The 22,161-nt window shown below is 63.0% G+C and carries 18 protein-coding genes and 1 pseudogene; 7 read left to right on the top strand and 12 right to left on the bottom strand.

Annotated elements, in window-relative coordinates; all coding sequences use genetic code 11:
• The first annotated feature begins 325 nt into the window (after window positions 1–325).
• The 5 genes from AC3WVS_RS07100 (at window position 326) to AC3WVS_RS07080 (ending at window position 4,693) form a co-directional block, all read left to right on the top strand.
• Window positions 326–1,474 carry an ABC transporter ATP-binding protein gene (locus tag AC3WVS_RS07100; protein ID WP_427309071.1) on the top strand — a complete coding sequence of 383 codons (1,149 nt, stop codon included), beginning with the start codon at window positions 326–328 and terminating at the stop codon, window positions 1,472–1,474.
• 72 nt (window positions 1,475–1,546) lie between these two features.
• Complete coding sequence (locus tag AC3WVS_RS07095) at window positions 1,547–2,545, top strand: NAD(P)H-quinone oxidoreductase (protein ID WP_492317990.1); 999 nt, start codon at window positions 1,547–1,549, stop codon at window positions 2,543–2,545.
• A 13-nt stretch (window positions 2,546–2,558) separates the two neighbouring features.
• Window positions 2,559–3,179 carry a glutathione S-transferase gene (locus AC3WVS_RS07090; RefSeq protein WP_492317989.1) on the top strand — a complete coding sequence of 207 codons (621 nt, stop codon included), beginning with the start codon at window positions 2,559–2,561 and terminating at the stop codon, window positions 3,177–3,179.
• 16 nt (window positions 3,180–3,195) lie between these two features.
• Window positions 3,196–3,657 (top strand): type II 3-dehydroquinate dehydratase, encoded by a 462-nt coding sequence (locus AC3WVS_RS07085; RefSeq protein WP_492317988.1) that lies wholly within the window; start codon window positions 3,196–3,198, stop codon window positions 3,655–3,657.
• A 79-nt stretch (window positions 3,658–3,736) separates the two neighbouring features.
• Complete coding sequence (locus tag AC3WVS_RS07080) at window positions 3,737–4,693, top strand: 2-hydroxyacid dehydrogenase (protein WP_492317987.1); 957 nt, start codon at window positions 3,737–3,739, stop codon at window positions 4,691–4,693.
• A 226-nt stretch (window positions 4,694–4,919) separates the two neighbouring features.
• Here AC3WVS_RS07080 and AC3WVS_RS07075 read toward each other — a convergent pair whose 3' ends face one another.
• Window positions 4,920–6,449: a DUF1254 domain-containing protein gene (locus AC3WVS_RS07075; protein ID WP_492317986.1), complete on the bottom strand. Its 1,530-nt coding sequence runs from the start codon at window positions 6,447–6,449 to the stop codon at window positions 4,920–4,922.
• A 1,115-nt stretch (window positions 6,450–7,564) separates the two neighbouring features.
• On the opposite strand from AC3WVS_RS07075, the gene AC3WVS_RS07070 reads away from it, so the two are divergent.
• A complete protein-coding gene (locus AC3WVS_RS07070; protein WP_492317985.1) occupies window positions 7,565–8,521 on the top strand; it encodes a hypothetical protein in 957 nt (318 codons plus the stop codon).
• A gap of 247 nt (window positions 8,522–8,768) precedes the next feature.
• On the opposite strand, the gene AC3WVS_RS07065 is transcribed toward AC3WVS_RS07070, so the two are convergent.
• From AC3WVS_RS07065 to AC3WVS_RS07015, 11 genes and pseudogenes are all read right to left on the bottom strand, one after another.
• Window positions 8,769–8,999 (bottom strand): hypothetical protein, encoded by a 231-nt coding sequence (locus tag AC3WVS_RS07065; protein ID WP_492317984.1) that lies wholly within the window; start codon window positions 8,997–8,999, stop codon window positions 8,769–8,771.
• Between the two features lie 317 nt (window positions 9,000–9,316).
• Window positions 9,317–9,814, bottom strand: a complete 498-nt coding sequence (locus AC3WVS_RS07060; RefSeq protein WP_492317983.1) for a hypothetical protein — start codon at window positions 9,812–9,814, stop codon at window positions 9,317–9,319.
• Window positions 9,815–10,045: 231 nt separating this feature from the next.
• On the bottom strand, window positions 10,046–10,732 hold the full coding sequence (locus tag AC3WVS_RS07055) for a hypothetical protein (protein WP_492317982.1): 687 nt from the start codon (window positions 10,730–10,732) through the stop codon (window positions 10,046–10,048).
• A 192-nt stretch (window positions 10,733–10,924) separates the two neighbouring features.
• Window positions 10,925–13,288, bottom strand: a complete 2,364-nt coding sequence (locus tag AC3WVS_RS07050) for an acetamidase/formamidase family protein (protein ID WP_492317981.1) — start codon at window positions 13,286–13,288, stop codon at window positions 10,925–10,927.
• A gap of 97 nt (window positions 13,289–13,385) precedes the next feature.
• Complete coding sequence (locus AC3WVS_RS07045) at window positions 13,386–13,577, bottom strand: DUF1427 family protein (RefSeq protein ID WP_010812533.1); 192 nt, start codon at window positions 13,575–13,577, stop codon at window positions 13,386–13,388.
• 32 nt (window positions 13,578–13,609) lie between these two features.
• Window positions 13,610–13,819, bottom strand: coding sequence for a XapX domain-containing protein (locus AC3WVS_RS07040; protein WP_492317980.1), 210 nt, complete (start codon window positions 13,817–13,819; stop codon window positions 13,610–13,612).
• 32 nt (window positions 13,820–13,851) lie between these two features.
• Window positions 13,852–14,877, bottom strand: a complete 1,026-nt coding sequence (locus AC3WVS_RS07035) for an acetamidase/formamidase family protein (protein ID WP_035827381.1) — start codon at window positions 14,875–14,877, stop codon at window positions 13,852–13,854.
• Between the two features lie 456 nt (window positions 14,878–15,333).
• Complete coding sequence (locus tag AC3WVS_RS07030) at window positions 15,334–16,668, bottom strand: sensor histidine kinase (protein ID WP_492317979.1); 1,335 nt, start codon at window positions 16,666–16,668, stop codon at window positions 15,334–15,336.
• Between the two features lie 8 nt (window positions 16,669–16,676).
• Entirely contained in the window at window positions 16,677–17,969 is a 1,293-nt protein-coding gene (cqsA, locus tag AC3WVS_RS07025; RefSeq protein ID WP_492317978.1) for an alpha-hydroxyketone-type quorum-sensing autoinducer synthase, read from the bottom strand.
• Window positions 17,970–18,690: 721 nt separating this feature from the next.
• Entirely contained in the window at window positions 18,691–19,986 is a 1,296-nt protein-coding gene (locus tag AC3WVS_RS07020) for a hypothetical protein (RefSeq protein WP_492317977.1), read from the bottom strand.
• A 100-nt stretch (window positions 19,987–20,086) separates the two neighbouring features.
• Window positions 20,087–21,075 (bottom strand): annotated as a pseudogene (locus tag AC3WVS_RS07015) (Bug family tripartite tricarboxylate transporter substrate binding protein).
• A gap of 153 nt (window positions 21,076–21,228) precedes the next feature.
• Between AC3WVS_RS07015 and AC3WVS_RS07010 the strand changes: the two are divergent.
• On the top strand, window positions 21,229–22,158 hold the full coding sequence (locus tag AC3WVS_RS07010; protein WP_492317976.1) for a LysR substrate-binding domain-containing protein: 930 nt from the start codon (window positions 21,229–21,231) through the stop codon (window positions 22,156–22,158).
• Window positions 22,159–22,161: the final 3 nt, after the last annotated feature.

Raw genomic sequence — 22,161 nt, 5'->3', positions numbered from 1 at the left:
GTGGCCAGTTTGATGAAGCCCACCTCGTTTGAAAATCACGTTTTTCAAACTCAGGACTTAGGAAAAAGTAAAGCGCCGGCCGAAGGGTGCCGCACCGCCACCCCGCACCCGCGCACCACCCGCGCACCACAAGGCGTTCCCGGCCATCGCATCCGCGCCGCCGGCGCAGAAACCGGGCATTTCGTTTTTTCCGAGGGACCGCATCAGTTTCTGCAAAGTCCCGATACTGGCTGTTTGACTTATCCTGCTTGCCAGTACCAGCTCGGCCTCGATGTCATTGGGCCCAAGCCTGGAGCACGGCATACTCCTCAATCTCTGTACACCTATGAACGTAGCCAACTCCGAGCCTGCCGCACAGCAACACAACGCACAGCCCGATACCGCAGTCAGCCTGGAACGGGTGGTCAAGAAGTATCACGACCACACCGTGCTGCACGAGCTCTCGCTGAAGATACGACGCGGGGAGTTCCTCACCCTGCTGGGCCCGTCCGGCTGCGGCAAGACGACGCTCCTCAACCTCATCGCAGGCTTTGCGGAAGCCGACACCGGCGAGATCTTCATCGATGGCCAGCCGGTGACCTGCGAGCCGCCGCACAAGCGGCAGATCGGCATCGTCTTCCAGAATTACGCGCTCTTTCCCCACATGACCGTCGAGCGCAATATCGGCTATGGCCTGCGTATGCGGGGCGTGGGCAAGGACGAAATCGCACAGCGCGTGAAGCAGGTGATGGACCTGGTGAAGCTGGACGGCCTCGGGCACCGCAAGCCGCGCGAACTCTCGGGCGGCCAGCAGCAGCGCGTGGCGCTGGCGCGGGCGCTGGTGATCCAGCCCAAGGTACTGCTGCTGGACGAGCCCTTCTCGGCCCTGGACAAGAACCTGCGCGGCTCCATGCAGGTAGAGATCCGGGAAATCCAGCGCCGCTTGCGCCTGACCACGGTATTCGTCACCCACGACCAGGGCGAGGCGCTGGCCATGTCCGACCGGATCGCGGTGATGTCGAACGGCACCATTCGGCAGATCGCGTCGCCGGCCGATCTGTATCAGAACCCGCAAGACCCGTTCGTGGCGTCCTTCCTGGGCGACGTGAATATCCTGCCAGCGCATTATCACGGCCAGACGGCAACGGACGTGCAACTGCGCCTAGGCTCGGGGCTCATCAGCTTTCCACATGCCCGCCTGGCCGACGCATCGCACGACGGGGAAAGGCTGGACGTGTACGTGCGCCCGGAGCACATCAAGCTTGAGCATTTGCATGCCGAATCGGTGTTGAGCGGCACGGTGATCAATCACGTCTACCAGGGCGATCACATCAATACGTTCATCGACGTGGACATTCCGATGACGGCCCGTCAGGTCGTCACGGTGCGCAGTGCGGGCCTGGGCGCCATGCAGCAATGGCCCATCGGCTCGGTCGCGGGACTTGCGCTGCCAGATGAGGGTGTCAGCATTTTCAGTCCGCAGAAGCGGACGTAAGAGCAGATGCAAGAACGCAACGCGAAGGCATGACACAACGCGTCAGACAACGCCGCCTGAGAGAACACACCCATGACCAGTCTTCCCCGCTCCATGCAAGCCATCATCGCCCGTGAACCCGGCGACGCCGGTGTGCTAACGCTGGCCGAGCGCCCCATGCCCGAGCCCGGTGCTGGCGAAGTCCTGCTACGCGTGCTCGCCGCCGGCGTCAACCGGCCCGACATCATGCAGCGTCAAGGTATCGCCAAGCCCGCGCCCGGCATCACCGACGTGCTCGGGCTGGAAGTCTGCGGCGAAGTGGTCGCCTGCGGTCCCGGTGTGGACAGCCAGCTGATGGGCCAGCGGCTGATGAGCCTGGTGCCCGGCGGCGGCTATGCGCCGTGGTGTACGGCGCCGGTCGATCAGTCCTTCATCGTGCCCGGCACGCTTTCCGATGTTGAGGCAGCCGCCTTGCCCGAGGGGCTGTTCACCGTGTGGCACAACCTGTTCGAGCTGGGCCGCCTGGCCATGGGCGAAACCGTCCTGATCCACGGTGCAGCCGGCGGCATCGGCACGCTCACGATCCGCATGGCGCATGCCGCCGGCGCAACCGTCATCGTCACGGACAACGACGAAAGCCGTTTTCCGGAACTGCGCGCCATGGGCGCCGATGCGACGATCTGCTGGCCCACCACCGATTTCACCAAGGCCTGCCTGGAGCACACCGATGGGCGCGGGGTCGACGTGGTCATCGATATCGTCGGCGGCGACTATGTCCGCCGCAATCTTGCCGCCATGGCCTTCGGCGGCCGCCATGTCAGCCTGTCCTTCATGCAGGGTTCGGCGGTCAATGTCGAACTGCTGACGCTGATGCAGCGCCAGTTGAGCCTGCACTCGTCCACCATGCGCCCCCAGAGCCATTACGAAAAGACCCGGATGGCCCAGAGCCTTGCCCGCCATGTCATCCCGCTGCTGAAGAACGGACGGGTCAAGCCGCGCATCCACGCCACCTTCCCGCTCGCGGAAGCAGTCGCGTCCCACCAGATGCTGGAAAGCGGCAAGGTCTTCGGCAAGCTGGTCCTGATCCCCTAGAGGCCAATTAACCATGCTGAAACTCCTTTTCGCTCCGACCTCGCCATTCGTGCGCAAGGTCATGGTCTGCGCACACCTGACGGGGCAGGCCGAATCCATCGAGCTGCTGGACAGCGCCGCCCATCCGGTGCGGCGCGACCCGCGCATCGCGGCCCACAACCCGCTCGCCAAAGTCCCGACGCTGATCCTGGAAAATGGCCAGTCCATCTATGACAGCCGGGTGATTTGCGAGTACCTGGCCAGCCGGGCAGACGCCGCGGACATCTTTCCCGCCTCCGGCCCCGCGCGGTGGACGGCCCTGACCCGCCAGGCGCTCGGCGATGGCCTGCTCGACGCCGCGCTGCTCGCGCGCTACGAACGGACCGCGCGCCCCGAGGAAGTCCAGTGGCCCACGTGGCGCGAAGCGCTGCTGACGAAAGTCAGCGCCTGCCTCGAGTCAATCGACGCCATCGCACCGGACCTGGTGGAAGAACAGCCCACCATCGGTGAAATCACCATTGGCTGCGCGCTGGGGTATCTGGACTTCCGGTTTCCCGAACTCGACTGGCGCGCCCAATACCGCAACGCGGCACGCTGGAATGAGGCTTTCCAAAGCCTGCCCGCCATGCAGGCCACGCGCCCCCACGAAGGTTGAGATACAGAGGCAGAACATGAGCGAGAGAATCACCATCTGGTTCCTGAACGGCCCCAACGCCAATCTATATGGCCTGGACGCCAACAAGACCTACGGCAGCGACAGCTTTCCGGTGCTGCAGTCTCGATGCGAGAAAAAGGCCGCGTCCCTGAATGCCGACCTGCGCTTCTTGCAGTCGAACTACGAGGGACAGCTGGTCGACTGGATCCAGGAAGCGCGCGGCGTGGCGGACGGCATCATCATCAATGCGGCCGGCCTGACCTACTCGTCGATTCCGATCCTCGATGCCTTGCTGTCTTTCCCCGGCAAGATCATCGAAACCCATATGAGCAACATCTGGAAGCGCGAGCCGTTCCGCCACCACTCCTACATCTCCAAGGTGGCGGATGGCGTGATCGCCGGGCTGGGCGGCGACGGCTACGAATTTGCCATCGAGGCCGTCACGCGGCTGGTGCAGAAGGGCAGAGCAGCGGTCTGATTTCCCATGCGCACGCGGAACGGCAGCAAGATGTACTCTCGCTGTCGTCCTTGCCATTATTCTCAATGCAGTTGCCAAGATGCCAATTTCTGAAGACACCCCCTCGGGCGCGCTGGCCTTCTACAGCGCATTCGACGATTTCGACACGTGGAAGCGCGCGCTCCAGGCCCAGCTCCCGAAGCTGAAGGTCATTCACTCCAGCGAAATCACCCGGCCGGCCGACATTCACTACGCGCTCGCCTGGAAACCGCCGGAGAATTTCTTTGCCGGGATGACGAACCTGCGCCTGATCGTCAATCTGGGGGCGGGGGTTGATTCACTGGTTCAGCGGCAGGACCTTCCCCAAGGCATTCCGATCACACGGCTCACGGACCCGCAGATGGCGCGCATGATGGCCGGGTACGTGCTGTTCGCTGTGCTGCGGCACGCCCGGGACATCCCGTACTTCGAGCAGGCGCAGCGGCGGGGTGAGTGGGCCTACCGTCATCCCCGTTCTCCGGAAGACATCCGCGTGGCGGTTCTGGGGCTCGGTCAGCTGGGCGCGAGAGCGGCGCACGAACTGCAGCGCCAGGGGTTCGAGGTGATCGGCTGGTCGCGCAGCCCGGCGCAGATCGAAGGCGTGGAATGCTTTGCCGGACTGGAAACGCTCGACACCGTGCTCGGACAGGCGGACATTGTCGTCGTGATGCTGCCGCTCACGCCGCAGACGGCTGGCATCCTGGATCGGGCGCGACTCGAGCGGCTGCCGCGAGGCGCGGCCTTCATCAACGTCGCGCGGGGCGCACTGGTCGATCAGGCGGCGCTTACGGACCTGCTCCAAAGCGGCCACATCGGCGGGGCAACCCTGGACGTTTTCGAGCGCGAACCTTTGCCTGCCGGGGATCCGCTGTGGAGCATGCCTAATGTGCTGATCACACCCCACCTGGCTTCGGTGGCGATTCCGTCGTCTGCGGCGAGGCAGATTGCGGAGAATATTATTCGCGTTTCTGCCGGGGAATTGCCGGAGAGCATCATCGATCCAGCACGTGGATATTGAGGTATGGACTACGTCCGGCGTAATGCGCCGGACACGTGGAAGGGGTGAGAGACGCGATCAAAATGGAGCGAAGCGGTTCTGGCTTGGCGGCGAAGAAGGGACTCGGGTCGCGAGCCCGGCTTGTTCCAATCAGGCAAGTAACCCTGACCGGCTGCTTTCTCCATAGCGGGCGTCTACATCAGACTGCTGTTTCGCTGGGTGACATGTCATCACGCAGAGGGGCACATCACCCGACACGTTGGATATCCGGCAGCTTCCAGGTCTTGTCGAACCAGGGCTGCAGCGGACCGTAGAGGCGGAAAATCGTAAACCAACTCTTGCCCGGAACCGTCTGTACCCAATTGTCAACATTCGTGGGTCGCTTAGGGCTGAAGTAGACATCCACGCTGCCGTCCGGATTCGCCTTTGGTTTGGTCTGGCTGGAGAGGCTGGGGAAGCGCTGATCAGTTTGCAACATGGAGCGCGTCTGTGTGTCATACAGGACAACCGACCAGAAATCTTTGGCCGGCACATCGGCGGGAACGCGCAAACGATAGGTCTTTGCACCATCGAAAGCCTGGCCGTTCGCATCCAGATTGGCCGATGCGTATTGTGACCCAACCCCCGGCATCGCTACGGCCATTGCGGGTGTGTTGACCGTGGCCGCATAGAAGAACATGGTTCGCGCGTCGAAATTGCGCGCCCCGCCCTTGGTCAGCCATTCGTAGCTGCCGCCAATGAACGGTGTATTCCAGTGGGCATTAGGATAGATTCTTGCTTCCTTGGCTCGGCTGCGAAAATCAATCGAACGGGCAATGGCGTTCCCGGTGGCGACTGCGTCGGTGAGGATCTTCTTCATTCGGGCATCGGGCGCAAAGGGCTGGCCCTTGACCAGTCCGATGTCATTAAAGATGCCCATCATGTCGGGGCCGTACGAATCCTCAGGTTCTTCCTGGACGATCTGGTTAAGCTCGGAAAAGAAGCTGAAATCGTTGGCGTGCACCGTATTCATTTCCCGGCCAGAAAGTTCGACGAAGTTCGGCTCGTGCGGCCGACCAGCCTCGGAGAGCGGGTAGACGCGCATATGCTGCCGGATGCTGTCCACTGCCGCCCGGGTCGACCCGTCCTTCATAAAGCCGCGACCCAGCACCAGGTTGCCGTAGGTCGGGGATTTGAAGGTGAAATAGCCTTCCGGCACGGTGCCCTTGTAATCCGGAGGCAGGATCAGGTACTTCCCGCCCTTGCCCTTGTCAGGGCCGGCATTGCCAAGGTCGGCAACATAGCGGAACCAGAAGTCGTTGACTACGCCCAGCACGTTAGGAGGACTCTCGATGACGACGGGGCCGTTCTTTAGGTCAATCCACGTTGCGTAGTAAATGCTTTCGGTATTGGCCGTCAGGTACAGCGACCTTGAATCCATCAGGTCCTGAAAGATGCCGATCGTTCCGTTGACTGCGCCGACGGCGCGACTGCCAGTGCGCAGGCCCACCATGGAGGCGCCGGGAATACCGTTGAGAAAAGCTTCGATGCCGCGGCTGAAATCCAGCTGATCATAGACCTTGGAAGCGGTATCCTCTGTCGGCACACCATCGAAGAAGCGCAGCGTGCCGATGCGCGTTTCAACCTTGTCCGGCGTCGTGATCTGCGGCGGAATAAGCGTCGTCATTTTGTACTGCCGCTCGTCGGCACTGGCGGACGGCGTGGCGAGGGTGGCTATTGCGACGGCCAGTACAGCCCTCTTTAGTACCGTTGGACTGCTTTCCGAGCGGTTCAACATGAACGCCTCCTTCTCATCATTTCCGGATCTCCGCCTTCAGGCGCCGAAAAGCTCGCTTGGGACCAAAACGCGGGCGACCCCGAAGAGTCATCCTATAGTTTTCGTCTCACAGAAAATGCAATGATGAACCCCGCGCCCCGCGCACATTATTCGCTACGAGTCGTCCGCGGTGTTTCGCGGCACATATTGGCACAATGACGTTACGGATCATCCTTTAAGGATCCTCTCTTCGGCAATTGAAAGATTTAGTGTTGCGAAGTAAAAATATCCGTCGTTGGTTCAACGAGTCGGCGACTCGACAGGTGCCGAATGACTGGTTCAACGACAGCAGACGTAGTCTGTCGGTCTTCGAGGGGGCAGCAACTAGCTTAAGGAGCAGTCACTCAACTGTAATTTCCCGATGACCGCTACTGGCCGTCTGCGGGCATAGTCGGCACGAACTACCCCCGGCTCAAACGCGTCTTTGGTTCCCGCGAGGCGATCATGGAGGCTAACGACTCCGACTTGTTCGACGCCTTGGCGACCCTTCATTCATTCCACGATCGATTCCGCTTCTTCGACGGAGGACTTGCCACGTGGAAGCGACAGTTCCCAACATTCAACGACCCAAAGCGGGTGCGAGAAACTTTGGCATATTTGGTCCATGGGGCCGGTGACATTGTGGAACGCATGGCAAATGCCATTTACTCCCCTCGCTACAAGCTTGACGAATTCGGCTGACGATGAGGACTGGCCATTTCCCACGCTCACGGAACTTGTGAAGTTACGGTGGTAAGGGAAACCCAGGGTCGCCTATCGACCCCAAATTTCTCCTCACGCACTCCATAACCGGTTTGCAGCGATTGCGGTCCATCGAGGAGGAATGGTCCTGTAATCGGCCAGACCCGGAAGCTCAGAAGAGTCAACCAGGCGGCGAACAGCCGCGCCTGCTCCGTGCGCGGGTCGTGGCGCAGGAAGCGAATGCGCCTGCGCACCTGGTCCAGCAGTCGAACGGTGCGCAACGGAGGTAGTCTGTCTGGTGCGCTGGGAGGGGGGTTCCGCGTAGGTGCGATTGACGTGACAGACATGCGGTATAAACGCGTCGGCGGTTAAGCAGCCATAGAGGAGGAGCAAAAATGAGAAACCTGAATCGATACGTTTTGGTGTTTGCAATGCTTGTTCTGCAAGGGCATCAATCTCTCGCGCAGGTTCCGCCAGACCTGCCACAGGCGTTAGTCGACGCAAACGAGGCGTACGAGAACATTGTGAGCGTCGAGAAGATTCTTCGTCGCATTGAGAACGGCGAAGACCCTGGAGCCGAGCATTTTGGAAGCGACTGGAGCAAGCTCGTCGACGGCTACCGGCGAGCAGGACAGAAACTCGACGCTGCAAGCGAGGGCGACTACAAAGATGTAGTGCTCACACCTGTCTCAGCCGAGGCGTTGGCCAAGTGTTCATCGCGACCTGCAGCCGTGGAGGTGCTCAGGGAGAATGCGAAGGCGCTGAGCAGTAAGGCAGCCGCTCACAAGAGCGAATTGCGCGATCTAGATGAGCAGAAGAAGCGCATCGACAGCAATCGAGAAGCGCTTAAGTACATGATCGACATGACGAGGCAAGCCGCCCATGTCCCGGTGATCGGATCAACCTTTGTGTGGGACTGGTATGCCTTGGAAGCTGGGGTGCGGCCTGCGCTCGGCGCCTATGACCAATCGGTTTCGCGTTACCGAAGGAAGGTGGTGCGCGCACGCGATAGAACGGAAAGCCAGCTCGAGAATCTCAACCACAACTGGATGATGCTTCCGGCATGCGAACCGAACGCCCATCCAGCCGCAGGAACGTACGTGGGAAACAAGGGTAGTAGTCAGCAACACCGGCTCGTTATCAATGCCGATGGCCGAACGGGACTCTACGTCGTCAGGAATGCGTCGGGCTACACGGCCAGCGATGCAGTTCGCAACATTTCCATCAATGGTACTTCGATAAGCTGGATGGATAGTGCGCCAAGGAGTGGCACGATAAGCGCAAACTACAAGACGATCTCCCACAAGTCCTGCTCGCAGTGTACCCCGGCAGTGTTGAAGCGGATCAACTGATCCCGCACCGCGCGATTCTCAATGCAATGCAGGAACCTTAAACGACAAAACCCCGAGACGCTGGGCCGCCGGGGTTAAGTCTTTCTTGAAACATAGATCATCATAGAGGTCGTCGTAGTAATCGTCGTCAGGCGACTGCTCTCGTGGCTCCTCGCAGGCAGCCAGCCTCGTACCGTCCCCCCCAAAAAAATAACCGCAGCCGAAGCTGCGGTTATTCCATCCCACCGGAGCTACACCCCCGGCCACATCAGCATCCCCACGCCACCGGACAAATCTCCGCCGCCGTCCGATCAAACTTCGCCTTGATCATCTCCACCAGGCACCGGATACCAAAGCAAGCATCCGAACATTCGCTTTCCACTTCCAACAGAACCAGCACCCTGTCCAATCCAGCACTGATGCAATTCAGCGATTCGCGACAATCTTCCAGATTGGCGATCAAGACGGTTTGTTGTTTCGACGCGGTTTGTTCTTCCATTGCGAGCTCCTATCAAAGTTGGAAGTCCCGCCTGATACCTGCATTAAAAGGGTGGCGGGCCTGACAGCGGGGGTACCAATACCGGCTCATTAACAGGATAGTCCGGCCAGCCTTGCGGCTGCCCCGCCCCGGCCCGCCATTAAACTGAGGGATGTGGACGTGCGACTTTGGCCGCATGAGACGGCCACCTGTAATGAGATCCGGGTTGGTACGCCCGATCACCGTTGTCTCGGTGATGGCTCTAGTGTCCCCATCTCTGTCGTCTATGGCGATCAGACGATTCGCAATCTTCCGGCGCTTCGTTGTCAGGCAGTTGCCTAGCGAATCCTGTCGAACCCGCCAGCGGCCCAGCGCTCGGCGCTGTCCCGCGTCAGCCGAAAGTCGGGCCGCACCTTCACAGTCGCCAGCACATCGCCGAAGGCATCTTCAGCCGTGAGCGTGCCAAAGGGCTCGAATTCGTCCGGCGTAATGACGAGCTTCACAATCACAGTGCCGGATTCAGACTCGATACTGACCTGCTTGTTGAGCTGCGCATGCAGTTGCTGCTCATGCCGCCGGATCACCTCTGAAGCGGTCTTCACCAGCGTCTGGTGCGCGGTGGCATCCAGCGGCTTGGGATCGACCTTGTTCCGTCCCATGGTCCAGGGCCCGACCAGCGCGGGCTCGGCGCTGCCGTCGCGGATCATTTCGACTGCCCAGCCGTCGCCATCCTCGTTCTTGATGACGCGGGCGGTCCAGCCCTTGTCGCGCCAGAGGCGGGGTTCGTGGATGGCGGTGGATTCGTGCTCGGGGAGCGCGTCGTCGGTGTGGTGCATCAATCTCGTGGTACGGGTCGGGGAACCCGCGAGGATACTATAGGGGCCGGCAGGCAGCGTTCGGCCGTGCGTGTTGGCGCCCGGCAGTTGCTGAAAGGCCGGCCGGCGGCGGGGTTGCTCCCCTCTTAAATGAGTTCCTTCATCAAGCGCTCGACAGTCATCGGTCGATTGAAATTCAGGAGTAATGCTCGCATTGCGGACGCACCTTCAGGAACATGCCGGAAGGTCATGCTATCCCTGATCCTTCTCAAACAGCGCGCTTTCCAGTAGCTCACGTGCCTCCCTTCCATGAAGCCAAATGCAACGCTTCCATTCTTCGGTGGCTCCGTGTCTTCCTAAATATGCCTCGCGCTCTTCGGCGGTTAAGGATTCCCAGAATGGAGACCAATAGTTATCCCACCAATATTCAAGGTCGCCTTGCAGGAATCCCAGCTTAAGCGGTTCGCTAATCTCCGGGAAGGCGACCCACGGAGGCGGTGGACTTGAGTTGGCCACTACTATGCGATCAAACACCGAAGTATCGTTGGTCATCACTGACACTATTGATCCAGTAAACTCATTACTGAACGCAATGGAAATGAGAAAATCTACAGCCTCATTGCCGCTGCGTTTTATATACAAGTGCTCATCAATTTTATCGAATCCGATTTTAATGTCTTCGATAAACCCATGCACCTTATCCGACTCCAGCTGAAAGTGAGCGTAAAAGGCATTTATGCCCGCTCCGGGTAATAAGCTGGAAATTTCAGGGTACTTAGATGGCCTCTTTTCAGTCACTGATAGTTGCATCGCATCTAGCGGACGAGCAAATAAACGTTGCAATTCTTCCCGCGAGCGGCCGAAGCGTGCTCGGAGAGCTCGATTCCGCTCCTCGGCGATACGCCTGTGAGTCAACATGTCGCGCAATTTCTTGAGCACTTATCTCACTCCATTTGATCGACCACCCAGTCCGCGCCCCAATAACCTAGGCTTCCGCCGATGATGCCATGGCTAGCGCCGCGCCGGCAGTAGCCGGGGCGCTTGCGCTATCGATCACGGGACAGCCCAGCAGGCTGCCGTTCGCGGCCAGCGTCGGATACGCATATGGGTCTTGCGCCGTGCGACAGCCTGCTAGGCGCGGCTGAACATCGACTTCCTGATAATGGCATGCACGCCCCAGTTGCCATTGACCACCTGCGTGATACCAAAATCCACCGCAACCGAGATCAGCGCGACCGCCTCGTCCTCACTCAGCCCCTTGACCGACATAAGGAAGCGGCGTGTCTTGCGGAAGGCGTCGCGCATGGCGTCGTCCAGGGTGGACTTCAGGTAGATATGGCTCTGCGCCATCTGGCCCAGTTCAGCCAGGTGGTTCGGCGAGCTGAAGCCGTGCAGGATCCATTCGTCGGCGGTTTCCACCAGCGGGTAGCTCAGGTCGGCGAAGGGGGCGCCGCGGTCGATCATGGTGCTCTTGTGCAGGATGAGCTGGAAGTCACCGGTGAGCGAGCATTCGATGGCCGTGCCGCACAGCTCGGAGTCTCCCTGGGAGGCATGGGGATCGCCAATCGACAGCAGGGCGCCCGGTACGGCTACCTTGAGGTAGACGCTGGCGCCGCGGGTGACGCGCCAGTTGTCCAGGTTGCCGGCGAAGCTTGAGGGCGGGATGGAGTCGATCAGGCCGTCCTGCGCCGGCGCCACGGCGATGACGCCGAAGTGGGGGCGGACCGGGATCTCGATATCGCGCAGCACGTCGTAGTTTTTGACGATGGTGTCGTGGTCGACTGGCACGCCGGGATAGTCGATGGTCGGGTGCAGCACGCCGAACGGATCGCGCTGCGGCGTCCAGCGGAAGTTGTAGACCGCGCGCGCACGGCTGTCGGCGCGTTCGCAATCGATCTCGAAGATGGTGACCACTTCGCGCTCGCGCGGCTCGGTCAGCATGTCGCGGTAATGAAAGCCCCACCAGGTCGCGGCGTTGCTGCCGAAGGCCCTGCCGGCAAAGCGCGGGTTGCAGCATGGGCGCGGCCGCACGTCCAGGATGCGCACCTCCAGCACATCGCCGGGCATGGCGCCGCGCACCGCGACCGGGCCGGTGCAGATATGCACGCCAAAGCCTTCGCCCGCGCCGCGGCCATAGACCGAGGCGTCGATGGGGCCCGCGCCGCGCCGGTTGACGTTCTTTTGCTCCGCGGTCCAGTGAAAGACGCTTTCGGCGCCGGCGTCGCCGTCGATCATGCGTTCCCGGTCGTCAGAGGCGTGCTGCGTCAGGGTTTCGATGGTGACGGTGTCGCCGGGCATGACCTCGAGCACGGGCGGCAGATCGTGGCTGAGATAGCCCCAGTGCACGGTCTTGTCCGTGGCCTGCAGCCAGTGGTGCCGGCCTTCCGGGCGCGCGGCGTGCGAGCGGGCCTGGGTGATGGGGACGATGGTGGGCGCCGCTTGCAGGCGCGCAGCAGAGCCATCGTTCGCGGGCGCGCCAGGACTGGCCGGAGCGCGTTTCGCATGGGCCGGAAGCCCGCGGGAGACATTCTGCGGTGGGCGATGCTCGGGCGTGTTCGCGGCCTGCTCACGGTAGGCGCGGGGCGAGATCCCGAACTGTTCGCGAAACGCGTGGCTGAAGTGCGAAGGGTCGTTAAAGCCCCAGCGATAGCAGATGTCGGAGACCGAGAGCTTGTCGTATTGGTGGTTGGCCAGGTCGGCCCGGCATCGCTCAAGCCGGCTGGTGCGCAGGTAGGCGGAAAAGCTGCTGCCGGATTTCTCGAAGAGCTTCTGCAGGTAGCGGGCCGACATGCGCTCGTCTGCGGCGATGGCGGCGAGGCTGAGCTCCGGCTCGGCAAGGCGTGCGTCAATGCGGCTGCAGACGCGCGCAAAGACGGCCGCGCGCGAGGGCGTCATGTCCGGCGGTGCGCTGGGCTGGCTGTCGGCCAGCGCGGCGTCAAGGCAGGCGGTGATGGTGTTGTCGAAGGGCTGGATGGCCTTGGCGTTTGCGGACACGATGGTGTCGAAGCTGGCCGCCATGGACTGGAGCAGGCGGGCAAACAGTTCCGCGGCGTCGCCGCTCAGCACCAGCGCGGAGCGAGGCAAGGGGGCGGTGATGCGTGCGCTCAGCAATGCCTGGCCGATGTGCACGATCAGCATCCGGAAGCTGGTGGCCAGGGCCAGCCTGCGGGCGGCGTGTTCCGGCACGCAGACCACCTGCCCCGGCCGCAGCGGTTCACGCAGTTCCGGCGCAGCGAGGTGCGCTTCGCCTTCGGTCAGCATCAGCAGCATCAGGCCGCGGCCGTCGCCGCTGGTGATGGCCAGCGTCTGGGGGACCGATGCAATGCAGGTCAGCTCGATGCCCGCGGGGGTGGTCCGCGACTCGATCGTGCCGTGCAGGGTGTGATCCGCGCACAGGCTTTCGCAATGCAGGCGTGCGGCGCGGAGTTCGTCACGCCAGGCTGCGCCGCGCCGGTTGCGTGGATAGGCTTCGGTGGAAAAACGCAAAAGGTGCAATTGAGCCTCCCTGGCATCACGCTGCAACAGCGAAAACGGGCGGACATTGCTGTCCGCCGCGCATCCAAAGCATTTCTTGCGAAGGCCAGGCCCTCCGCTAGCCGAACAGCAACTGCCCCCGCATCGCGGCCACCAGTACGAATCCCGCGAACGTGCCAAAGATGGCGAAGATCCCGCCGAGCACGTTCGGGGCCGGTATCGGCGCACGTACCGCAGTGTAGATAACGCCAGTCACCAAGCCAACGGCTGCGGCCTGCAGCTCGGTGCTGCCCAATGCAATTTCCACCATGTCATTCCCCCATCTCATGAATTGCGCGTGATTCAGCGGCTTTCCGGCGGCCGCCCGAAGGCGATGGTCCTGCGCCACGCGTGCACCATCAGATAGCCGATGTAGGTGAAGAGGATGGCGCAGATCCCGCCGGTGACGTTTGGCGCGGGGATCGGCAGGTTCAGCCAGGAATACAGCGTGCCGGTGACCAGGCCGACAATCAGTGCAACCAGTTCGTTGCGTCCTATATAGACGTATTGCATGCGGCGCTCTCCCTTTGTATTGAGTTGACGGCTCAGCCCTTGTCCTTGGGCGGGAAGATCGAGCGCGGCATGGTGCAATGGATGCCCTGGGTGCCATCGACGACCTGCGTCACGCCGAAGTCAGCCGAGACGCTCATGAGCGAATAGGCATCGTCGCGCGAGAGTCCCTGTTGCTCGGTCAGCAGGTGGATCATGTCGCGGGCCGCGTTCTTGCCGGCTTCATCCAGGTCCTCGTGGAAGCCATGGACGACCCAGCAATCCGGCGTTTCCAGCAGCGGCGACGGGAAGTGGAAGTCCTTGCGCAGGACGATCTGGAACAGGACGTTCAATGAGGCCTCGATGGCGGTGCCGCTGATCTCGCCGTCGCCTTGCGAGATATGCGGGTCGCCGATCGAGAACAGCGCGCCATCCACCTGCACCGGGTAGTACATGGTGGCGCCCGCGCCGATGCGCCAGTTGTCGATATTGCCGCCATGCAGGCCGGGCTCGACGGTGGTGACGCGGCCGCGTGCGTCGGGTGCGACGCCAGCCGTGCCAAGATGCGGGCGCACGGGAACGCGCACACCGGCCAGCGCGGGCTGCCGGCAGCACTCCCGGTCATCCACGAGCTTGCCGGGGATGGTCATCTTGCCGGGGTAGTCGAAGGCGTACAGGGCATGCGCGGTGTTGGAGCGCTGGTCCAGCTCATAGATGGTGACCCGCTCCTTCTCGAACTCCTTGTACAGCTGGCCCCAGTGGGCCGCGGCATTCGCCCCGAAACGGAAGCGCGGAATCATCTGCAGGTAGCGCACCTCCAGCACGTCGCCGGGCTTGGCGTCTTCGACATAGATGGGGCCGGTCATGATGTGCACGCCGGGGTTGCGGTCGTCGTGGGGAATCGCCCGGAAGATCTCGCGAATGGCGTCGTCCATCATCAGGTCGGGGGCATCGCCGGCATGGTGGGTCACCGCTTCGGCGCGGATGAGGTCACCGCTTTTCACGGTCAGGGCGGGCGCCTTGGCGGCATCGAAGTAGCCCCAGTGGACGGTCTCGGGGCGGGCGGGCAGGTCGTGCAGCATGTTGTCTCCTATGTTTTCTTGCAGCCGTGTCCGCAGCCGTTCACCCGGTGAGCGGCTGGATTCGATGAGGTAATCAGGGACACTGGCTATGCGTGGCAGGCGGGGTATGCCTGGTACCGCGCGGCAGTCCTGCTGGCGCCGCGCGGTGAGTCAATACTAGGGACAGGGCGTTGCGGGGCAGTAGGGCGATTCACCCCAAACTCTTGTGTTGCTGCGTACTAAGGTAAACCCGCTGCACGATGCCGGGTCGCGGCGGACTGTTAATTCTTGGTTGACATCGTGTCAACGATCTATGGAATTGTCGACAACGCCTTGACAGTGCAGAAGCCCGGCAGAGCCCGGGGCTGATGCTGAGGATGGCAGGGGCCCCGGGGATGGATGCCGCGCAGGTTGCGGGGCTGAAGGCCGCCGGGGGTGGTGTAAGTGGCTGTGCGGCGCCGGCAATGCCGGCGCCTGCTATTGCTGTTGCGATGGCGCCTCGGGCCATTTCCCCTTGCGGGGAAAGCGCATATCGAACTCGGTGAACACGTGCTCTTCGGAGCGGCAGCTGATGCTTGCCCCCCAGCTGTTCAGCACCTTCTGGCAAAACGCCAGTCCGATGCCGGTGCCGCGATGCGCCGGGTAAGAGAAGAAGGGCTGGAACATCCGGGCCAGCACTTGCGGCGGCACGCCAGTGGCGGTGTCGCGGAACATTACATGGACGGCGTCGGGCCGGACCTCGCAGCGGATATGGATGGTGCCCTTGCCGGCCCGCTTGGTCGCTTCCAGCGCGTTCTTCAGCAAGTTGGTCGTGACCAGCCCGAACAACTGGGCGTTGCCCATCACGTAGGCGGGGCCAGGCAGGTCGACGGTGACCAGATCCAGGTCGCTGTGCTCGAACGGAAACCGGCCGACAGCGTCGCGGATCACACCGCCCAGTTCGAACAGCTCCTGCGTGGCGTTGTCCGGGTTCTTGGAGTTGGCGACCAGCAGTTCAATGCTGTTGCTGATATGGGCCAGGTCTGATTCCATCCGGGCCACGGCCTGCATCAGGCCGTCGCGCTGCGGCGTGTCCTGGTCCAGGGCCGCCGGCAGCCGCGCCTTGAGGCCCCTGGCAGTCATGGCCAGGCTGGTCAGCGGCGTGCGTAATTCGTGCGCGACGGTGGCCAGCGCGGCGGCCATCCCGCGCCGCTTCTGTTCGGCCAGCAACTGGCGGTCCAGCTTGATCACCACCAGCACCGCGATGACAAAGCCGATCACCGGCAGCTGCAGCAGTACCGGCTCCCACGGGATTACGCCCATGGAGTTGCCCGCCAGCACGAACAGGGCGATGGCTGCGGCGGCCCCTGAGAACAAGGCAATGGTCGCGAACGCGGTGTTGAAGTGATACAGGATCACCACCGCGATGATGACCGATTCGGCCCACACCATGGAGCCGCCGTTCTCCAGGTAGAAGAAGATGAAGGCGAACGGCAGGCCTACGGTAATGGCAAAGAGCGCATAGGGCGGCAGCCAGCGACGGTCCGAGAAGGCGGAGGCGAACAGCAGCGGCACGAACAGCGCGGTGCAGACCAGGCGCAGCCAGAGGTTTTCATAGGGCTGCGGGAAGATGTAGGACCAGATCACGTAGTACAGCGGGTGTCCGATCACGCCCAGCGCGCCCACCATCTGGATCCGGCGCAGCCGGATGACGCTCTCCTCGTCCAGCAGGGTGGCCCGCGCGGCGGTCTCGAACACGGTCTGCCACGCATGGCGGGCGACGCCGGCAAGTGAGGTGCGGCCGTCTTCCGCTTGCGCTACCTTTGCATCCATCTCCAGGACTACTCCTCGCGGGAGCCTGCCAGCGGCCCGCTTGTGGGATTTTGAGACTTGCGCCGGGCCCGGCGCGTCGAGGACCATTCATCCAGCCGGACTTCGTCGCGGATACTGGCGAGCACGCCGACCAGGCGGTCGATTTCATTGGCGGCAAGTTTCGCATGCAGCGTAAGTCGCATCAATGCCCGATTCTTGGGTGTTGCCGGCGCACAGAATACCGCGCCGAAGATCCCGCGGCTCTGCAGCGCATCGCGCAGCACCTTGACCTGCGGCTCGGTTCCCGCCTCCAGGCCGATGATCTGCTCGGAGCCTTCGCTGATGTTGTAGCCCAGTTCGGCAATCGCAGCCCGGGTGTCGCGGGTGATGGCGTGCAGGCGCGCACGGCGCTCATCCGCCGTGGCGACGAAATCCGTCACGGCATCGAACCACGCAACCTCATGGCGCAGCAGCCCGGAACTGAAAATGGCCGGCCGGGACTCAACCGCGAAGAAGTCCTTGAAGTCGGTCGAACAGGCAACATAGCCGGCGCGGCCGGCAAACGCCTTGGCCAGCGAGGCCGTGCGGAAGTGTACGCGCTCGGACAGCCCGAGCGCGCGCACCAGGCCGCCGCCAGATGGCCCATGGGTGCCGAGCGAGTGCGACTCGTCCACCACCAGCACGCAGCCAGACGCCTCCGCCAGGTCGACATAGTCCTCCAGCGGCGCCACGCTGCCGGTGGTGCTGTAGACCGAGTCCACCATGATCACGCCCGGGCCGAAGCGCTCCAGCTGGCGGCGCACGTGCTCGCAATCGTTGTGGCGCACCGGCACGGCCTGCGCGCCCGCGGCGATGATGCCCTCCCAAAGGGAGGCATGCCCGTTCATGTCGATATAGACCGGAATGCCGGGGCCGGCAATGCACTGCACCAGGCCGACGTTGGCGGCCCAGCCGGACTGGGCGATCAGCCCGTCCTCGGCCTGCATCAGGTCTGCGATCTTGCGCTCGACCCGCCGCTGCGGGGTGTCGCCGTGCTGGAACACGGACGACATCAGCAACTCCGGCTCCTCATTGAGGAAGGCCCGCGCCTGCGCCTGTACCAGCGAGGATTCGCCGAGCAGGCAGAGATAGTCGTTGCTGCTCAGGTGCAGCGCATCGGGCCCGGGCGTGCGTCCGTGAAGCAGATGATCGCCGCCCCAGAGCTTGCCCATCCGCTCGTCGAAATGTTGTGCCATCCGCGCCGTGATCCATGGCGGCAGCGTGGGGGCTTTGGCGCGAGAGGCGTGGCGCATCGGGTGCGGAGGCTCGGCTTCGGAGAACATCGGCTTTCCTTCTACAGGTCGGGTAATCAGTGAGATCGGTGGCAAGGCTCTGCATGGCGGTTGCGGCAAAAGCTGCCGTCCGCGCGCGACGCGGCCGCACCCAGTCCTTCCGGCGAGGTGCCATTGCTGACAAGTCGGGGGAGTCCTGTTGACGTAGCGACCACTGTGCCAGCCTTGCTCAGCGATTGTGACCGGACTTCCACCAATCCAACGTCCGTTTGGAGTAGGGGGTGCCGGGTTGAGACAGCCGCGTCGTGGCCGCACCTTCGCCGGCCAATAGGCCGATTTCTCACTACAAAATGCTTTTTGCATCACTTGTGTGATGCTTGCGCTACCTCTTGCGCCGGTCCTTGAAGCCCGGACCGGGCGTGGCTCGCGCTTGGCGGGACCTTGTCAGGCCCGGGACTGCCGAATGCTCATCATCAGTTTTGGTGAAGAACGCCCTTTTTGCACGCCCTGTTTACAGGCAGGCGGCTGCGGCAGCGCGCCATAGCCAGGAAGCGGGGCAACATCGGACTTGGCACCAAGGGCGGGAGACAAGGGGACTGCCAGGTACGCAGGTTGCGGCCGGCGGCAATTGTCGCCAGCGTGACCCGGCTGGCGGCGTGTGGGGGAGGGGGGCTTCGGAGAGAGGGCGCTGCCCATGCGCTTCCAGGCTGGTGCCTTTGGCGCAGGGGTACAGGGCAGCAGCGTGCTGCGACGCTTGTGTCGGGGGGGCGCCTTACGCCTGGCCTGCCTCGTCGGTCAGCGCGGAAACGTCGACGATATACATCTGCCGCTCGGAGTCGTGGATCGAATCGATGCACACGTGCCGCCCGTCGCGGCTCCAGCGTGGATGCAGGTCGCAGCGGTTTTCCTTCTTCAGGACCGGGCTGGTGTAGTAACTGCCCAGGACATGGCGCACGCCCTGCGCCATGTCGAAGAGAAACAGCACGCGCTCGTTGGTGTGCGCGTCGGGATAGGTGTCGCTGAGCAGCCAGCGCTTGTTGGTGGGCGAGAAGGTCATGTGACCGTTCTCGGTCAGGATGCCGTCGCCGATGACTTCAACCTTGCCGCCGGGGCTGTCGTGGTAGAGGTGGTAGTGGATGCTGCCCGCGTGCGGTCCCCACACGATGATACTGCTATCGTCTTGCCAGAGCGGATGGGAGATCTGGTACTCGGACTTCTCATAGTCGAAGGTGCCGACCGCGTTCGGATCGAAATCTTCGGCAAGCTGCGGCAGCGGATGGTCGGAGCATTCGAGCAAGCGCATGTCGCTGCCGTCCGGATTGACCGTGATCAGCCGGTGCAGGAAGCAGGTTTCGTCCTCGACCCGTTCGGTCCAGCGGTGCAGCAGCAGCACGCGCGATGAGGACGGGTTAATTTCGATGTGGCTGACCCAGTGGATGGCCTTGTCCATCGAGGCGCGCGGATGGACGTTGCGCAGGTCAGCGTAGCTCACGATCAGGCGCGTCTGCCCGGTGCGCAGGTCCATGTAGTGGATGCCGTCGTCGGCGGGCGCATTGTCCAGCGCGGGCTGGGTGCCGTGGTCGCTGTAGCCGATGGTCTGGTGCGTGACGTAGAGGCGGCGGTAGTCCGCGCACAGCGCGTAACGGCTGTCCGGCGCGACCACATAGACCGGCATCGGCAGCTGGCGCGCTTCGCCGGTGTCGAGGTTGAAGATGGTGGCGCCCAGGTGGGGATAGAAGGCCTTCGCGTCCCGGCTGCGGCAGTTGTAGACAAGCTGGCGCTGTGCTTCGCCATCCAGCCATTGCAGCTGCGAGCCCATCTGCCAGTTCCACGCGGTGGTTTCCCCCACGCGATGGAAGCGGTCGTTGTCATGCAGGTCGAAGTAGCCGATCTCGGCAACCAGGCCGGGCGTCAGGTCGGCATCTGCCATCGGCACACGCTGCGCCAGCAGGTAGCGGCCGCTGCGGTCCCAGTTGGTCTTGTTGTAGTAGCCGAAGAAGTGATGATGCTCGCCCGCGCCGACGCGGCGGCAGGGCAGCGGCGTGGCAATGATGCGTTCCGTTGACATGAAGCGTGTGTGTCCGTGTTGAAGCTGAAGTCTGGAAAGGTCAATGGCTGGCCGCGCGTCCAGCCATGAAGGGGAGTGTCCGTGCGCGGATGGAAGCCGCTTATTCGGCGGTGATCTTGCCCTTCAGGATCACCTGGTCCCAGCGCACTTTCTCCGCGGCGACGAACTTTTGCGCGGCATCGCGCGTATTGGCCACCGGGGTCATGCCCTGCTCTTGCAGTCCCTGCCGGAACTCCGGCGTGGCCACGATCTGGCGGATATCGGCGTTGACTTGTCCGCGATCGCATCGGGCACCCTGGCGCCAACCGCAACCGTGGTCCAGGAAGTCGCCACGAACGACGGGTAGCCGGCTTCGCTGGCAGTGGGCACATCGGGCAGCGCGGCCGAGCGGGTCTTGCCGGTCACCGCCAGCGCCTTGAGCTTGCCGGAGCGGATATAGGCCAGCGTGGTGGGCGGATTCTCGAACATCATGTCGATCTGGCCGCCGAGAAGATCCGTCATGGCCGCTGAGCTGCCCTTGTATGGCACGTGCGTGATCGGCGCATTGGCGTTGAGGCGGAACAGCTCGCCCATCATGTGCACCGAGGACCCGACGCCGGCCGAGCCGAAGGTCCGCGTGTCTGGCTGCTGGCGCGCCAGGCTGGCCAGTTGCTGCAGGTTGTTCACCGCCAGCTTCGGGTTGACCACCACCACGTGCGGCATCTCGGCCAGCACCGTCACGACCTTGAGGTCGGTGGCGGGGTTGTAGTTCAGCTTCTTGAAGGTGGCATAGGTGGCGTGCAGGCCCAGCGAGCCCAGCAGCAGCGTGTAGCCGTCGGGCGCCGCATCGACCACGGCCTTGCCCCCGATATGGCCGCCGGCGCCGGGCCGGTTCTCGACCACTACCGATTGCTTGTAGAGCTTGCCCAGCCGGTCGGCCAGCATGCGTGCCTGCAGGTCCGAGCTGCCCCCCGCGCTGAACGGCACGATGATCCGGATCGTGTGGTCCGGATAACCCGGCTGGGCGAGCGCGCTGCCGGTGCCGGCGATGGCCAGCACGGCCGCAACGATCCCGCCTTTCCAAACATTTCGGGGCGAATGCCGCTTCATCACTTTTCTCCTTGGGTTCTGGTCCTGCCGTCCGGAAGCGGCAATGCGAAGCGAGTGTAGAGGAGGGGTTGGCATTCTGAATAATTCTTTGTTCAATGCACCCTATGCAGATTTGATATACATTGCGCGACTCGCCCGTCCCTTGCCGATGCCATGTCCCGTCCCCTTAACTTCCGCCAGATCGAGGCGTTCCGCGCGGTCATGCTGACCGGAACCACGACCGCGGCCGCTGCCATGCTGCATACGACCCAGCCGTCCGTGAGCCGTTTGCTGGCCCAGATGCAGGCGGCGACTGAACTGAAGCTGTTCGATATCCAGAAGGGCCGGCTGCGGCCGACGCAGGAGGCGCGGCGCCTGTTCGACACGGTGCAGAACCACTTCCAGGGGCTGGCGCGGATCGAGCAGGACGTGGCGGTGCTGCGCAAGTCCGGCACCGGCGTGCTGCGTATCGGCTGCACGCCTTCGCTCGGGCTGGGGGTGATGCCCAAGGTGATCCGGCCGTTCACGGAGCGGCACCCGGACGTGCATATCAGCCTGCAAACGGTCGGCGGGCACCAGCTGCGTGAAGGGTTGCTGCATGGCCTGTACGACCTGGTGCTGACCACCAGCGAGATCGACCATCCGCACCTGGATGTCAACGTGGTGCATCAGTCGGGAGCGGTGTGCGTCATGCACCCGGAACACCCGCTGGCGGCGCGCGACACCCTTCGCGTGCGCGACTTGCGCGGGCAGTTCCTGATCCTGCTGAACGCAGACGATGCGCTGCACCTGGCGGTGCAGCGGCTCATGCAAAAAGCCGGCGTCGAGCCGTCGGCGACCATCGAGACCACTTACTCAGGCACGATTTGCACGATGGCGGCCGAAGGGGCGGGCATAGGGATCGTCAATCCCTATGTCGCGGCGGTATTCGGGCACGGCTTGCGGGTGGTGCCGCTCGCACCGCGCTGCCCGGTGGAGGTGCGCATGGCGTTCTCCGGGCATTCCGCGCCATCGGAGATCGCGGAGGAATTCGCGGCGCTGCTGGCGGCGCATTTTCGCGTGCGCTCGCCGCTGGCGGAGAAGGCGGGGCGGGGGCGGGGCTGAAGG

The organism is Cupriavidus sp. CPT47-8839-RL05A, from assembly GCF_058792255.1.
Note: the sequence above shows the minus strand (reverse complement) of the source record. Positions and strands in the feature narration are given on the sequence as shown.

Excerpts from the sequence above, each read along its gene's own strand:
- AC3WVS_RS07030 (WP_492317979.1), bottom strand. The coding sequence starts at position 16,668 with ATGGATGCAAAGGTAGCGCAAGCGGAAGACGGCCGCACCTCACTTGCC.
- AC3WVS_RS07040 (WP_492317980.1), bottom strand. The coding sequence starts at position 13,819 with ATGCAATACGTCTATATAGGACGCAACGAACTGGTTGCACTGATTGTC.
- AC3WVS_RS07010 (WP_492317976.1), top strand. The coding sequence starts at position 21,229 with ATGTCCCGTCCCCTTAACTTCCGCCAGATCGAGGCGTTCCGCGCGGTC.
- AC3WVS_RS07090 (WP_492317989.1), top strand. The coding sequence starts at position 2,559 with ATGCTGAAACTCCTTTTCGCTCCGACCTCGCCATTCGTGCGCAAGGTC.
- AC3WVS_RS07100 (WP_427309071.1), top strand. The coding sequence starts at position 326 with ATGAACGTAGCCAACTCCGAGCCTGCCGCACAGCAACACAACGCACAG.
- AC3WVS_RS07080 (WP_492317987.1), top strand. The coding sequence starts at position 3,737 with ATGCCAATTTCTGAAGACACCCCCTCGGGCGCGCTGGCCTTCTACAGC.
- AC3WVS_RS07045 (WP_010812533.1), bottom strand. The coding sequence starts at position 13,577 with ATGGTGGAAATTGCATTGGGCAGCACCGAGCTGCAGGCCGCAGCCGTT.
- AC3WVS_RS07035 (WP_035827381.1), bottom strand. The coding sequence starts at position 14,877 with ATGCTGCACGACCTGCCCGCCCGCCCCGAGACCGTCCACTGGGGCTAC.
- AC3WVS_RS07065 (WP_492317984.1), bottom strand. The coding sequence starts at position 8,999 with ATGGAAGAACAAACCGCGTCGAAACAACAAACCGTCTTGATCGCCAAT.
- AC3WVS_RS07075 (WP_492317986.1), bottom strand. The coding sequence starts at position 6,449 with ATGTTGAACCGCTCGGAAAGCAGTCCAACGGTACTAAAGAGGGCTGTA.
- AC3WVS_RS07095 (WP_492317990.1), top strand. The coding sequence starts at position 1,547 with ATGACCAGTCTTCCCCGCTCCATGCAAGCCATCATCGCCCGTGAACCC.
- AC3WVS_RS07085 (WP_492317988.1), top strand. The coding sequence starts at position 3,196 with ATGAGCGAGAGAATCACCATCTGGTTCCTGAACGGCCCCAACGCCAAT.
- AC3WVS_RS07070 (WP_492317985.1), top strand. The coding sequence starts at position 7,565 with ATGAGAAACCTGAATCGATACGTTTTGGTGTTTGCAATGCTTGTTCTG.
- cqsA (WP_492317978.1), bottom strand. The coding sequence starts at position 17,969 with ATGTTCTCCGAAGCCGAGCCTCCGCACCCGATGCGCCACGCCTCTCGC.
- AC3WVS_RS07060 (WP_492317983.1), bottom strand. The coding sequence starts at position 9,814 with ATGCACCACACCGACGACGCGCTCCCCGAGCACGAATCCACCGCCATC.
- AC3WVS_RS07020 (WP_492317977.1), bottom strand. The coding sequence starts at position 19,986 with ATGTCAACGGAACGCATCATTGCCACGCCGCTGCCCTGCCGCCGCGTC.